Origin of the sequence: Streptomyces sp. NPDC007095 (assembly GCF_040634475.1) — a bacterium.
Taxonomy (GTDB): Bacteria; Actinomycetota; Actinomycetes; order Streptomycetales; family Streptomycetaceae; genus Streptomyces.
The window spans coordinates 66,877-79,219 of sequence record NZ_JBEYFS010000018.1 but is presented as its reverse complement, the minus strand read 5'-3'; the positions used below and the strand labels follow the sequence as shown (position 1 = coordinate 79,219).

Genomic DNA, 12,343 nt, shown 5'->3' with positions numbered 1-12,343 from the left:
ACCTTCACTTTGGTGTGCGTGTCGGAGTCGGTGAAGGTCGCGCACGCGGTGGCGGTCTTCTCCAGGTCCGTCAGCACGGTCTTCGAGGTCGTGCCCTGCCCGGCCTGCCCGGCCGCGTCAGCCGGGCCGGTCTCCGGCTGCTGGCCCGGAGGGCGTCCCGTTCGCAGCCAGGCCGGTTGCGCCGGACCGCCGGGGGCGCCCGCAAGGCGGTACCCCGTCGCTCCCGCTGCCGCACACCCTTCGCCGCAGGCCCCCCTCGGCGCGCGCCCTCAGTCGGGCAGGGCGAAGCCCAGTGCCGCGGCGGCCTCCGCAGGCGTCGGCTGCGCCCAGTGTTCCGCCATCGCCTGGTTGGAAGACAGCGAGCGCAACTCCGCACGGTCGAGGTAGAGCATGCCGTCCAGGTGATCCGTCTCGTGCTGGACGATCCGCGCGGGCCACCCCGTGAACACCTCGTCGATCGCCCGGCCCCGCTCGTCCAGCGCCGTCAGCCGCACCTCGGCGTGCCGGGCCACCACGGCCTGCCACCCCGGCACGCTCAGACACCCCTCGAAGAACACGGCCCGCCCCGCGCCCACTCCCTCGTACGACGGGTTCACCAGCACCCGGTACGGCTGCGGCACCCGCCCGCGCACCGCCCGCACCTCCTCGGAGACCGGCGCCGGATCCTCGATGACCGCGATCCTCAGGGGCACGCCGACCTGCGGTGCCGCGAGCCCGACGCCCGGCGCCGCGTGCATGGTGGCGCGCAGGGCGGCGACGAAGCGGGTCAGGAGCCCCCGGTCGAGCTGGCCGGCGAAGGGCTCGGCGGGGCGGCGCAGCACCGGGTCCCCGGCGGCGACGATGGGCAACGGGCCTTCATGGGCGAGGAGTTCCTCGACCAGGTCGCTCAGGGGGCGAGAGGCGCTGGGGTCACGTTCGGATGCCATCGCGTCAGGATGCCAAGACGGATCGCGTCAAGCGAGGCGGCGCCAGGGGCATCTCCCCGGTCCCCACGCTTCCGTGCGTGTGACTCACACCACAGGACGCCCCGGGAACTCGACGCCGACGCGCCCCGACCTCTGGACCACCACGGACCACTCCAGGCCGAGAGCCCAACTCCCTGGCTCACGACCCGAGTCGACACCCGTCCCTGTCCCCGTCCCCCCTCCTGTCCCCGCTTCCGTCCGCATTCCCATCCCCGTCCGACCGGAGAAGCCCGCCCATGTCCACCGCTCCCACGACCACGACGGACGAGTCCCCCGAACCCGTCGCCCCGGCCCCCGCCAGAAAGGCACCGCTGCGCCCCCTGATCCTGCGCCTGCACTTCTACGCGGGAATACTCGCCGCCCCGTTCCTGCTGGTCGCGGCCCTGACCGGCCTCCTGTACGCCGCCTCGTACCAGGCCGAGAAGATCGTGTACGCGCATGAGCTGACGGTCCCGGTCGGCGACCACAAGCTCCCGGTGTCCGAGCAGGTGGCCGCCGCCCGCAAGGCCCACCCGCAGGGCGTGGTCTCCGCCGTACGACCGTCGCCGGAGACGGACGCGACGACCAGGGTGCTGCTCTCCGGCGTCCCTGGTGTCGGCGAGGGCCACACGCTCGCGGTGTTCGTCGACCCGTACACCGCGAAGGTGCGCGGTTCGCTGGAGCAGTACGGCTCCACCGGCGCGCTCCCGCTGCGCACCTGGATCGACGAGTTCCACCGTGACCTGCACCTAGGCGAGAACGGCCGCCTCTACAGCGAACTCGCCGCGAGCTGGCTGTGGGTCATCGCGGCCGGCGGGCTGGTGCTGTGGTTCGCCCGGCGGCGAGCCCAGCGCAAGGTGCGGGGCACCTCCGGGCGCCGCCGCACCCTCGGTCTGCACGGCACCGTCGGCGTGTGGGCGGCGGCCGGGTTCTTCTTCCTCTCGGCGACCGGACTCACCTGGTCGACCTATGCCGGTGCCAACATCGACGAACTCAGGACCTCGCTCGGCCAGGCGACCCCTTCGGTGTCCGCGTCGGTGGCGGCCGGCGGCGAGCACGCGGGCCACACCGGCACGGGGCCCGACGGCACCACGGCGACCACACCGCCCCAGGACCTCGACAAGGTCCTCGCGGCCGCCCGCGCCGAGGGGCTCGGCGACCCCGTCGAGATCGTCGTACCCGCCGACGCCTCCACCGCGTACGTGGTCAAGCAGGTCCAGCGCAGCTGGCCCGAGAAGCAGGACTCCGTCGCCGTGGACCCGACGACCGGCGAGGTCACCGACGAACTCCGCTTCGCCGACTACCCGCTGCTCGCCAAGCTGACCCGCTGGGCCATCGACGCCCACAGCGGCGTCCTCTTCGGTCTCCTCAACCAGATCGCCCTGATGGCCCTCGCGCTCTGCCTGGTCCTGCTGATCGTGTGGGGTTACCGCGTGTGGTGGCAGCGTGGCCGTGCCTCCGCGTTCGGCCGCCCCATACCCCGCGGCGCCTGGCAGCAGGTCCCGCCGCAGATCCTCGTCCCGCTCATGGCGGCCGTCGCCGTGCTCGGCTACTTCGTCCCGCTGCTGGGCATCCCGCTCGCGGTGTTCGTCGCCGTGGACGTCGTCCTCGGCGAGATCGCGTACCGCCGTGGCAAGCGCACCCATGGAGGCCAGGTAGCGTGATCAGGTAGGGGAACGCCGGAGGGAGACGGACATGGCGCAGCGCAACCGCGAGGACCCGCACCGGCCTTCCAGGCGTCGTGGGCAGGGCGAGTTGGAGAGCCAGGTGCTCGGCGCACTGCGCGAGGCAAAGGCCCCGGTGACCGCCGCCTGGGTGCAGGAACGACTCGGCGGCGACCTCGCCTACACCACCGTCGTCACCATCCTGACCCGGCTGCTCGCCAAGGACGCGGTGGCCCGCGAACGACGCGGACGCTCCTTCGTGTGGCGGCCCACCGCCGACGTCGCGGGCCTGGCCGCGCTCAAGATGCGCCGGCTTCTCGACGGCGAGAGCGACCGCGAGGCCGTCCTCGCCAGTTTCGTCACCGCGCTGCCGCCGGACGACGAACAGGTCCTGCGCGCGCTCCTGGAGACGGCCCACGCGACGGACAGGGCCGCTGCGTCAGATGGGTCCGATGTGTCAGACGGTGCCGATGCGTCAGAGGGTGCCGATGCGCCAGACGAGGCTGATACGGAGGACGGGGCCGATGTGGTGGATGGGACCGACGGGACGCCCGGCGATACGGAAGACTGATGTCTCATGGGGGTCTTCGTCTTTCTGCCGCTCGTCCTGCCACTCAGTGCCTGGCCGGTGGCACGCCTCGCCGAACTGCATCTGCATCCGCGTACGGCCACCCGGCTGCTGACGGCGGTCGCCACCGTCATGGCCCTGTGCAGCACACTCTGCCTGGCCCTGCTGATGGTCGTCGGGACCGCGCAACTGCCCGGCAACCCGCTCCCGGACGGCTGGTCCGACGCGGAGGTCCGTGCGGCCGTGCCGCACGACGAGATCGCGGGCAAGGCGGCGATCCCGGCCCTGGTCCTGGTCCTCGCGGTCTGCACGCGCACCCTGTGGCGCCACCGCCGGGTCACCCAGCGCGCGCGGCGGGCGCTCGCCGGACTGCCCGGCCGTTCCGTGGTCGTACTCCCCGAGGAGAAGCCCTACGCCTACGCCCTCCCCGGCGGACGCCGCGACCGCGTGGTGGTCACCACGGCCCTGCTGCGCGGCCTCACCTCGCCTGAGCGCCGTGCCCTGTTCGCGCACGAGCGGGCCCACCTGACGGCCGCTCACCACCGCTACCTGCTCGCCGTACGACTCGCGGCGCGCGCCAATCCGTTCCTGCGACCGCTGCGTACGACCGCCGTCTACACCACGGAGCGGTGGGCGGACGAGGACGCGGCCCGGTCGGTCGGCAGCCGCACGGTGGTGGCGCGGGCGATCGGCAAGGCCGCCCTGCTGCCGGGCGGGGGCTCGGTGCCGGCGTTCGCCGCGTTCACCGGCTTCGCCGGATTCGCGTCCGCGGGCCCTGTGCCGCGCCGGGTCGCCGCCCTGCTGCGCCCCGCTCCGGTGGCCCGCAGCTGGCCGTCCGTGTTCACGTCCGTGGGGCTGGCCGCCTGGGGCGCCGCGGTCGGCACCCTCGTCTCCGCGATGTCGTCGGCGAACTCGGCCGTGACGATGGTCCTGATCCTGCACGCGGCCACGCCGCTGTAGCTCCGCCACCACGCGCTGTAGCTCCGCCACCACGCCGCTGTAGCTCCGCCACCACGCCGCTGTAGCTCCGTCACGACCCCTCTGCGACTCCGCCACTACTCCTCGGGGTTCCTACAGACGTGTAGAAAGAACATAGGTGGCACGGGAACTCGTTTGCGAACAAAATCGTTTTCCAGGGCACAGACCGACCCAGAGGAGCGCTTCCTTGTCCGCCAGACCGACGGACCCTCCGGGACACAGTCCCGGACCACCCCGCCTGATTTCTCTTGATCGCGGCACACAGCGGGGTGGTGTTCGATGAGTGCCGCACTCGGCCTGCTGGCCGTCCTCGTCCTGACCGCGGGCACCGGCTATTTCGTCGCCCAGGAGTTCGCGTACGTCGCCGCCGACCGCCTCGCGCTCGCGCGGGAAGCGGCAGCGGGCGACCGAGGGGCCACCCGTGCCCTGAAGGTGCTGGAGCGGCTGTCCTTCATGCTGTCGGGCGCCCAGCTCGGCATCACCGTGACCGGTCTGGTCGTCGGTTTCCTCGCCGAGCCGTCCGTGTCCGCCCTGCTCACGCCCGTCCTCACCGCGATCGGCATCCCGGACGGCGCGGTCACCGGCATCTCGGTGGTCCTGGCCTTCGCGTTCGCGACCGTGCTCCAGATGGTGCTGGGTGAACTGGCCCCCAAGAACCTGGCCCTGGCCGTCCCGGAGCGCCTCGCGAAGGCCCTGGCGAGCTCCACGCTCGCGTATCTGAAGGTCGTCGGCCCGGTCGTACGGCTCTTCGACGGCGCCGCCGACAAGCTGCTGCGCGAGGTCGGCATCGAGCCCGTCGAGGAACTCCACCACGGCGCGACCCTCGAGGAGCTCGGTCATCTCATCGGCGAGTCGCACGAGCACGGGCAGCTGCCGCGCGAGACCGCCGATCTCCTCGACCACGCCATGGAGTTCTCCGACCGCACCCTCGACGAGGTGATGGTGCCGCGCGCCGACGCCGTCTTCGTCCGCAAGGACGCGACGGCCACGGAGGCCGTCCAGCTGATCGCCAAGCACGGACACTCGAACTACCCCGTCCTCGGCGACCACCCGGACGACATCACCGCCGTCCTGGGCGTACGCGAGCTGATGCGGCTGCCCGCCGACCGGCTCAGCCGCACGACGGCCGGCGCGCTCGGCCGCAGACCCCTGCTGCTGCCCGACACCCTGTCGCTGCCCGAGGCCGTGGCACAGATGCGGGCGTACGACGACGAGTTCGCCGTCGTCCTCGACGAGCACGGGGGTGTGGCGGGCGTCGTCACCTACGAGGACATCGCCGAGGAACTCGTCGGCGACATCGCGGACGAGACCGACACCGTCAAGGAGATCGCCGTCGCCGACGGCGAGGGCTGGCTCGTCGACGCCGGCCGCCGACTGGACGAGGTCGCCGAGGCGACCGGCATCGACCTGCCCGAGGAGGACGACTACGGCACGGTGGCGGGGCTGATCGTCGACCGTCTGGGCCGCTTCCCCGCCATCGCGGACCGCGTCATCGTCGAACTGTCCGACGGAGGCCGCGTCTCGATCGACGTACAGGCCCTGGACCGCCACGTACCGGAACGGGTCCGCCTGGAACGCCTGCCGGCGAAGGACCGTACGGACGGCGTGCATGGCGTGCATGGCGTGCATGGCGTGCATGGCGTGGACGAGGTGGGCGGTACGGACCGTATCCACCGTGTGGACAGTGCGGAGGAGCAGGCATGAGCTTCTCGATGGCGCTCTTCGTGACCGTACTGCTGCTGATCGGCAGCGGGTTCTTCGTGGCCGCCGAGTTCGCGCTGGTCGCAGCCAAGCGGCACCGGCTGGAGCGGGCCGCGGCGGCCGGGCAACGCGGTGCCAGGGCCGCGCTGGCCGGAATGCGCGAGCTGTCACTGATGCTCGCGGGCGCCCAACTGGGCATCACCGTGTGCACGCTGGGCCTGGGCTCGGTGTCCAAGCCCGCGATCTCGCACGAACTCGACCCGTTGCTCCACAAGGCGGGCCTGCCCAGCGGCCTGAGCTACGGCGTGTCCTTCGCGCTCGCGATGTTCGTCGTCGTGTTCCTGCACATGGTGGTCGGCGAGATGGCCCCCAAGTCCTGGGCCATCTCGCACCCCGAGCGTTCCGCCATGCTGCTCACGCCGCCCTTCCGGGCCCTGACCCGGGCGGTGCGCCCGCTGATCGTGGGGCTGAACAAGGTGAGCAACGCGCTGGTCCGGCTCTGCCGGGTCACTCCGCGCGACGAGCTGGCCTCGGTCCACAACCGCGAGCAACTCACCCACCTCGTCGAGGAGTCGGAGCGGCTCGGGTTGATCAGCAAGGAGGACTCCGAGCTGATCACCAGCTCGCTGACCGAGCCGCAGCACCCGGTCGGGGACCTCCAGATCCCGGCCGACCGGATCACCTCGGTCCCCGCTGACGCGGCGATCGACGCCGTACTGGGCGTCGCCGGGGACAGCGACCGCACCCGCCTGCTGGTCCGCGACGGCGTCATGGTCCTCGGCTCGGTGCACGCCCGTGACGCGCTGGTCGCCCGCGCGCAGGGCCGGACCGCGGTCGCCCGCGACCTGGCCAGCCCCGTCCCGGAGCTGTCACCGCACGACACGGTCGCCCACGCCGTCGGACAGCTCCGCCTGCACCGAGCCTCCCTCGCCGTCGTACGCGACGACACGGGGCGGCTGACCGGCCTGGTCAGCCTGGACGATCTGCTGGCACGGCTGATGGAGCCGCGCGCGGCGTGACACGGCTGAGGCCGGGTGCCGTCGCTGTGGCCGGTCACCTCGATGACCCGCCACGGCGCTCCGGCACCCGGCCTCTTCGTCGTGCTCTCGGCCACGTTCACGGCCTCGGGAGACGTTCACGCCCTCGGGCGACGTGCGTGCCCTCGGGAGACGTTCACGTCCTCAGCGGGCGGTCACACCCCAAGGGGCGGCCGCACCCTCAAGGGCGGTCACACCTGCTCGAAGTCGCCCGCGAGCGCGGAGGCGATCCGCAGGTGCGACTCGGCCTCGTCGTGACGCCCCTGGCGCTGGAGCGTGCGCCCCAGCATCAGCCGGGCGTAGTGCTCCACCGGGTCACGCTCGACGAGCGCACGCAACTCGGTCTCGGCGCGGCGCAGTTGGGCCGAGTGGTAGTACGCGCGGGCCAGCAGCAGCCGTGGTCCGGTCTGCTCCGGCACCTCGTCCACAAGGCCGCCCAGAACGCGCGCCGCTCCGGCGTAGTCCTTGGCGTCGAAGAACAGCTGCGCCCGCTCCCAGCGCTCCGCGGCCGTCCCCTGGTCGTAGTACTTCGTGTCCACTGCTGACCTCCTTCGAGTGCCAGAACCTCACCTGATGGTTGAATATTCCAGCACCTCGCCCGTGGGCGTCATCCGTCGGCCAGCTCCGCGTTGGCCCGCTCCGTCACCAGGGTCAGCACGCGCCCTGCCGTCGCAAGGTCCTCGGCCGGGATGCCCGCGTACAGCCGGGCCGCGATCGCGTTCCCGGCCGTGCGGATCTCCTCGAACACCTCACGGCCGTGCTCGGTGAGCGACACCAGCGAGGTGTCCGTCTCCGTCAGCAGCTTGAGGGCCGTCAGCTCCGTGACGGTCTCCTCGGCCGCCGACTCCTCGATCTTCAGTGCCCCGGTCAGCCGCCCCACGAGCCGGTCGCGCTCGACGGTGCCGCCCTGGTCCGAGACGGCCCGCAGTGCCACCGACTGGTTGAAGGTGCTTCCGACACGCGCCAGCACAGCCTCCAGGGCTGCGCGGCTCGCGTAGTGGGCCAGTCCTATGACCTGGCCGCCGACCGGGGGAGTGGGAATGCTCATGGCTGCTCCTCGTCAGGATGTGTGTCGAGATGTGTGTCGAGAGATCCATCGATCGGTGCATCGCTCGGCGCATCGAGCGGTACGTCGAGCAGGGTCGCCAGCTCGCGGCTGAACGCCTTCGTGCGATCGCCGCCGAGCCCGCCGAGCGGTTCCAGGAGCTGCTCCAGCAGCCCCTGGACCACCCCGATCGCGCGCCGCGCGACCTCGCGCCCGTCCGCCGTGAGCGACAGCCGGATCGCCCGTGGATCGGCGGGATCGCGCGTCCGGTCGACGACACCGGCCGCCTCCAGGGCGCGGGCCAGCTTCGAGACGTACAGCGGTTCGAGTCCGGTGTGATCGGCGAGTTGACGCTGGCTCGGCCGCCGCCCGGTCCTGTGCATCCCGTACAGCGACGCGACCAGCGAGTACTGGGCATGGGTCAGACCCAGCGGCGCGACCGCCCGATCGACGGCCACGCGCCACTTCGTGGACAGGCGCCAGACGAGAAAGCCGGGGGTCGCGTGCTCGGATGTCGAACTCATGAGAAAAACCATACATGGCTACTATGTCCATGGCTACTATTTCGCGCTGTCCCCGACCAACGCCCTACCGGCCTCCGCCCGTAGCCCTGGGACCGCACCGACTCCGGCCCGAGTATCCCCGTTCGGGGGAGTCCGGGGGAGCCCAGGGGAGGGAGGACGGCCTGACGGACGGTCCCCGACGGGGCTAGGTTGTGGGCCATGAGCAATCTTGATCGCGAGGCGGTTCCCGCGCTGTGCGGTGGCCGCGGTTTCGTGGTGGCCGAGCCGGTGCGTGAACTCCTCAGTCCCCGTCGGGTCAAGCTCGGCGAGTCCACCGAAGTCCGCCGCCTGCTGCCCAACTTGGGCCGCCGCATGATCGGCGCGTGGTGCTTCGTCGATCACTACGGGCCCGACGACATCGCCGACGAGCCCGGTATGCAGGTCCCACCGCACCCGCACATGGGACTCCAGACCGTCAGCTGGCTCCACGAGGGCGAGGTGCTGCACCGCGACTCCACGGGCAGCCTCCAGACGATCCGCCCGCGCGAACTGGGCCTCATGACGTCCGGAAAGGCCATCAGCCACTCCGAGGAGAGCCCCAAGTCGCACGCCCGCTTCCTGCACGGCGCGCAGCTGTGGGTCGCCCTCCCTGACAGTCACCGCCACACCGACCCGCACTTCGAGCACCACGCCGAGCTGCCCCTCGTCACGGCCGCCGGCCTCAAGGCCACGCTCATGCTGGGCACCGTCGACGGCACGACCTCGCCCGGCACGACGTACACCCCGATCGTCGGCGCCGACCTGTCCCTCGCGAGCGGCGCCGACGTACGACTGCCGCTTGAGCCCGACTTCGAGTACGCCGTCCTGTCCATGTCAGGTGAGGCGCACGTCGACGGCGTACCGGTGCTCCCGGGCTCCATGCTCTACCTCGGCTGCGGTCGCACCGAACTTCCCCTGCGCGCCGAGTCGGACGCGTCCCTCATGCTCCTGGGCGGCGAGCCGTTCGAGGAGGAGCTGGTCATGTGGTGGAACTTCATCGGCCGGTCCACCGAGGATATCGCAGAGGCCCGTTCGGACTGGGTGACGGGCTCCCGATTCGGTGAGGTGGTGGGGTACGACGGGGCTCCACTGCGCGCTCCCGAACTCCCGCCTGTACCACTGAAACCGCGCGGAAGGGTGCGCTGACCTGGGGTTCCAGCGCTAGTGCAGGCCTCTTGCGGGACACGGCTGTCCCTGCTCGACACCCCGTTTTCCCGAGGGGCCGGTCGCTCCTGCGAAGTCCGTCGACGGACAACGCCGCGTTCTCATGTCTGGCCATCTGTGGGCGGGTTCAGCCAGCCTGATGCTGACCCAGCGCTGACTTCCTGACGGAGCGTCAGTGGCATGGCGCTGGTGTCGCAGCTGTTGGAGCGTCCGTCCCGGAGCTGCCGCTCGAGTGTAGGCCAGGCCGATGCTGACGGTGACGCTCGGCCAACTGCCGGCAGATGCGGGTGGCGGTGGTGCCGGAGGTGAACATGTGCACCAGCGGTCCGTCCCCGCTCGTGGTGACGGGGGGCACCGGCTACATCCCCGCAGGTCAGCGAAGTGCCAACCGCCACAGACCACACCGGGCTCAAACTCGCGAGCAGGGCTCCAGCGATCTCGGCATCCCGTACTTCCGGGAGCACGACGGCAGTTGGGGCTACGTCTTCGGCGACTCGTGGACGGGGATGCAGCAGAGCGGCGACTGCATCGGCTCCCCGGTGATGCTGAACCAGGCGAGCTTCGACGCCTCCGGCGCGACACCGATCTCGTTCACCCGGGCGCAGCCGACCGGCGGCCAGGCCGGCCAGCTGCCGCGGGCCCGCGGACCTGGGACGCGGCCGTGGTCCCGAGCCGGTCGCGGACCTGGCTCCGGAAGGCGTCATATGGGCGCGGCGGCCCGAGACTGGGGTCACGTCAACGACGACGGATCTTCCATCGCGCTGTGCCTTGACCGCGTGTTCGCCGTGGGGCAGTGCTAAAAACGGCCAGGCCATCTACATGGCCGAAACGGCAGGTGGGCCGCAGGGCATTACTGAAGGGACGGAATCCATCATTATCACGTCATTGGACACATCTTTTTTCCATCATCTGTGCCGCCAGTACGCTACGTCGCCACGACCCGCGCACGCGCGGATGGCGATTCTGCTGCGTGCGGCGGAGTTCGCCGACCAGCGAGCTGCCAAGATCGCGCAGACCATCAGCTCGGAGTCGGGCAAGACCATCACCGAGGCCACCGGCGAGGCGGCGCGATCCGGAGACCTGATCCGTCTCGAGGCCTTCGAGGGCACCCAACTCTACGGTGAGACTCTGCCGTTGGACGCCAGCCGTGGCACCTGGCTGGACAAGGTGGGCTTCACGCTGCGTCAGCCGTGCGGTGTCGTGGTGGCCATCACGCCGTTCAACTACCCCGCACTGCTCGTGCTGCACAAACTGGCGCCCGTGCTCGCGGCGGGCAACGTGGTCGTCCTCAAGCCGGCCACCGCGACACCGCTGACCGCGCTGGAGCTCGCCGCCGGCCTCGGCCCGACGGCCGGTGAAGACGACGGTCGCGCCTTCCGCTGCGGCGGCCCGCACGATGCCCGCGCCGACTCCCCGGCCGCCGCCGTTGACGAGGACGACTCCGTCCTCAAGCAGTCCCATGAGAGTGCTGTGTCCCTTTCAGCCCTGGCGGCGCTTGGCTGCGGCCTGCAGTTCCTGGCGCAGTCGCTCGGGGTCCCATTCCTCGGCCACGGCCTGCCGGAGGGTGTCCGCCTGGGAGGGCGGGGCGAGACCGGCCACCGGCGGGTCGAGGTCGAGGTTGGTGGGGAAGGGGTAGCCCTCGGCGGTGGCCGCGATCACGCGGCGCAGCCAGTCCTCCGAGACACCCTCGGACTTGCGGCGCAGCAGCACCGGGAACAGCGCGTTCGTCATCGCCTCGCGGTCCACCGTCTCCATGGCGCGGCCGAAGGCGGAGGAGATCTGCAGCAGATTGGCCATACGCCTGATGTCGGCCGAACGGTTGTGCCCGGCGGCGTGGAAGAGCGCCGGGTTGAAGAAGACCGCGTCGCCCTTCTCCAGGGGGAGTTGGACGTGGTGGACGTCGAAGTACTCGACGAACTGCGGGAGTCGCCAGGCGAGATAGCCGGGCTCGAATTTCTGCGAGTGCGGCAGGTAGAGGGTCGGGCCGGACTCGACGGGCATGTCGCAGTGGGCCACCGCGCCCTGCAGGGTGAGCACCGGCGAGAGGCGGTGGACGTGCGCCGGGTAGGTCGCGGCGCGCGCCTGGGAGAGGAAGCCGAGGTGGTAGTCGCGGTGGACGTTCTGCGCCGCGCCGCCCGGGTTGACCACGTTGACCTGTGAGGTCACCTGGTAGGCGGGGCCGAGCCAGGCCTCGGCGATCAGCTCCAGGATGTCGTTGGCGTAGTAGTCGGCGAACGCCTCGGGCGCCCGTACGGCCACCTTGTCCAGGGCGTTCCAGACGCGGTCGTTCGCACCGGGCTTGGCGAAATGGTCGCCGCGGGCCGCGCCGCTCGCGCGCTCCTTCTCGATCAGTGCGCGGAAGGCGTCGGAGGCCCGGTCCACGACGGCAGCGTCCGGGAAGGCGCCCTTGAGGACCACGATGCCGGGCCCGTCCAACAGAGCCCGGATCAGCTCGTCCTGCACGCTCCGACGGCCCTCCGGGGAGGTCGCCAGAGACCGGAGCCGATCGCTGTCGTAGAGCGGGACGTTCTGTTCGATCCGCTCGGCCGAGAGGTGGTCGGCGGGGTCGGTGCGCTGCTCCACGAGCGAGCGGAACACGTCGAGATCGCAGTCCGCCTCGGTCAACCAAGTCCGCGATCCTGCGGCTATGGGAGACATCCGGGTCCTTTCGCAGTCCGTGTATTTCTGCCAGTCTTGAGA

Annotated in this window: 12 protein-coding genes and 2 pseudogenes; 8 read left to right on the top strand and 6 right to left on the bottom strand. The window is 71.1% G+C overall.

The features are described 5' to 3' along the window. Window positions 1-269: 269 nt before the first annotated feature. Window positions 270-926: a peptide deformylase gene (locus tag ABZ656_RS09265; protein ID WP_360266088.1), complete on the bottom strand. Its 657-nt coding sequence runs from the start codon at window positions 924-926 to the stop codon at window positions 270-272. Window positions 927-1,201: 275 nt separating this feature from the next. Here ABZ656_RS09265 and ABZ656_RS09260 point away from each other — a divergent pair, with 275 nt between their 5' ends. The 5 genes from ABZ656_RS09260 to ABZ656_RS09240 all read left to right on the top strand — a co-directional run bounded on the left by ABZ656_RS09260 (window position 1,202) and on the right by ABZ656_RS09240 (window position 6,874). Continuing rightward, window positions 1,202-2,608, top strand: a complete 1,407-nt coding sequence (locus ABZ656_RS09260; protein ID WP_101402390.1) for a PepSY domain-containing protein — start codon at window positions 1,202-1,204, stop codon at window positions 2,606-2,608. 31 nt (window positions 2,609-2,639) lie between these two features. Beyond that, entirely contained in the window at window positions 2,640-3,179 is a 540-nt protein-coding gene (locus tag ABZ656_RS09255; RefSeq protein ID WP_360266084.1) for a BlaI/MecI/CopY family transcriptional regulator, read from the top strand. 6 nt (window positions 3,180-3,185) lie between these two features. Beyond that, window positions 3,186-4,136: a M56 family metallopeptidase gene (locus ABZ656_RS09250; RefSeq protein WP_360266081.1), complete on the top strand. Its 951-nt coding sequence runs from the start codon at window positions 3,186-3,188 to the stop codon at window positions 4,134-4,136. Window positions 4,137-4,433: 297 nt separating this feature from the next. After that, window positions 4,434-5,858, top strand: a complete 1,425-nt coding sequence (locus ABZ656_RS09245) for a hemolysin family protein (RefSeq protein WP_360266078.1) — start codon at window positions 4,434-4,436, stop codon at window positions 5,856-5,858. Then, window positions 5,855-6,874, top strand: coding sequence for a hemolysin family protein (locus tag ABZ656_RS09240; RefSeq protein WP_360266075.1), 1,020 nt, complete (start codon window positions 5,855-5,857; stop codon window positions 6,872-6,874). Before ABZ656_RS09245 ends, ABZ656_RS09240 begins: the two co-directional genes overlap by 4 nt. 209 nt (window positions 6,875-7,083) lie before the next feature. On the opposite strand, the gene ABZ656_RS09235 is transcribed toward ABZ656_RS09240, so the two are convergent. The 3 genes from ABZ656_RS09235 to ABZ656_RS09225 all read right to left on the bottom strand — a co-directional run bounded on the left by ABZ656_RS09235 (window position 7,084) and on the right by ABZ656_RS09225 (window position 8,461). Next, a complete protein-coding gene (locus tag ABZ656_RS09235) occupies window positions 7,084-7,431 on the bottom strand; it encodes a tetratricopeptide repeat protein (RefSeq protein ID WP_060895622.1) in 348 nt (115 codons plus the stop codon). A gap of 68 nt (window positions 7,432-7,499) precedes the next feature. Then, the gene (locus ABZ656_RS09230; RefSeq protein ID WP_101402395.1) at window positions 7,500-7,940 is read right to left on the bottom strand and encodes a winged helix DNA-binding protein; all 441 of its coding nucleotides are present in this window, start codon (window positions 7,938-7,940) and stop codon (window positions 7,500-7,502) included. Beyond that, window positions 7,937-8,461 (bottom strand): MarR family transcriptional regulator, encoded by a 525-nt coding sequence (locus tag ABZ656_RS09225; RefSeq protein ID WP_101402396.1) that lies wholly within the window; start codon window positions 8,459-8,461, stop codon window positions 7,937-7,939. Before ABZ656_RS09225 ends, ABZ656_RS09230 begins: the two co-directional genes overlap by 4 nt. Before the next feature lie 198 nt (window positions 8,462-8,659). Here ABZ656_RS09225 and ABZ656_RS09220 point away from each other — a divergent pair, with 198 nt between their 5' ends. The 3 genes and pseudogenes from ABZ656_RS09220 to ABZ656_RS09210 all read left to right on the top strand — a co-directional run. After that, window positions 8,660-9,625 carry a pirin family protein gene (locus tag ABZ656_RS09220; protein ID WP_101402397.1) on the top strand — a complete coding sequence of 322 codons (966 nt, stop codon included), beginning with the start codon at window positions 8,660-8,662 and terminating at the stop codon, window positions 9,623-9,625. Window positions 9,626-9,954: 329 nt separating this feature from the next. Next, a complete protein-coding gene (locus ABZ656_RS09215) occupies window positions 9,955-10,443 on the top strand; it encodes a hypothetical protein (protein ID WP_360266069.1) in 489 nt (162 codons plus the stop codon). Between the two features lie 19 nt (window positions 10,444-10,462). Continuing rightward, window positions 10,463-10,918 (top strand): annotated as a pseudogene (locus ABZ656_RS09210) (aldehyde dehydrogenase family protein); the annotation flags it as partial. A 48-nt stretch (window positions 10,919-10,966) separates the two neighbouring features. Here ABZ656_RS09210 and ABZ656_RS09205 read toward each other — a convergent pair. Continuing rightward, window positions 10,967-11,104, bottom strand: a pseudogene (locus ABZ656_RS09205) (short-chain dehydrogenase); the annotation flags it as partial. 18 nt (window positions 11,105-11,122) lie between these two features. Beyond that, complete coding sequence (locus tag ABZ656_RS09200; RefSeq protein ID WP_360266066.1) at window positions 11,123-12,301, bottom strand: phytanoyl-CoA dioxygenase family protein; 1,179 nt, start codon at window positions 12,299-12,301, stop codon at window positions 11,123-11,125. Window positions 12,302-12,343 lie beyond the last annotated feature (42 nt).

Bases quoted from the DNA above. Each gene is read 5' to 3' on its own strand.
- ABZ656_RS09265 (WP_360266088.1), bottom strand. From the start codon at position 926: ATGGCATCCGAACGTGACCCCAGCGCCTCTCGCCCCCTGAGCGACCTG.
- ABZ656_RS09260 (WP_101402390.1), top strand. From the start codon at position 1,202: ATGTCCACCGCTCCCACGACCACGACGGACGAGTCCCCCGAACCCGTC.
- ABZ656_RS09255 (WP_360266084.1), top strand. From the start codon at position 2,640: ATGGCGCAGCGCAACCGCGAGGACCCGCACCGGCCTTCCAGGCGTCGT.
- ABZ656_RS09250 (WP_360266081.1), top strand. From the start codon at position 3,186: ATGGGGGTCTTCGTCTTTCTGCCGCTCGTCCTGCCACTCAGTGCCTGG.
- ABZ656_RS09245 (WP_360266078.1), top strand. From the start codon at position 4,434: ATGAGTGCCGCACTCGGCCTGCTGGCCGTCCTCGTCCTGACCGCGGGC.
- ABZ656_RS09240 (WP_360266075.1), top strand. From the start codon at position 5,855: ATGAGCTTCTCGATGGCGCTCTTCGTGACCGTACTGCTGCTGATCGGC.
- ABZ656_RS09230 (WP_101402395.1), bottom strand. From the start codon at position 7,940: ATGAGCATTCCCACTCCCCCGGTCGGCGGCCAGGTCATAGGACTGGCC.
- ABZ656_RS09225 (WP_101402396.1), bottom strand. From the start codon at position 8,461: ATGAGTTCGACATCCGAGCACGCGACCCCCGGCTTTCTCGTCTGGCGC.
- ABZ656_RS09220 (WP_101402397.1), top strand. From the start codon at position 8,660: ATGAGCAATCTTGATCGCGAGGCGGTTCCCGCGCTGTGCGGTGGCCGC.
- ABZ656_RS09215 (WP_360266069.1), top strand. From the start codon at position 9,955: ATGTGCACCAGCGGTCCGTCCCCGCTCGTGGTGACGGGGGGCACCGGC.
- ABZ656_RS09200 (WP_360266066.1), bottom strand. From the start codon at position 12,301: ATGTCTCCCATAGCCGCAGGATCGCGGACTTGGTTGACCGAGGCGGAC.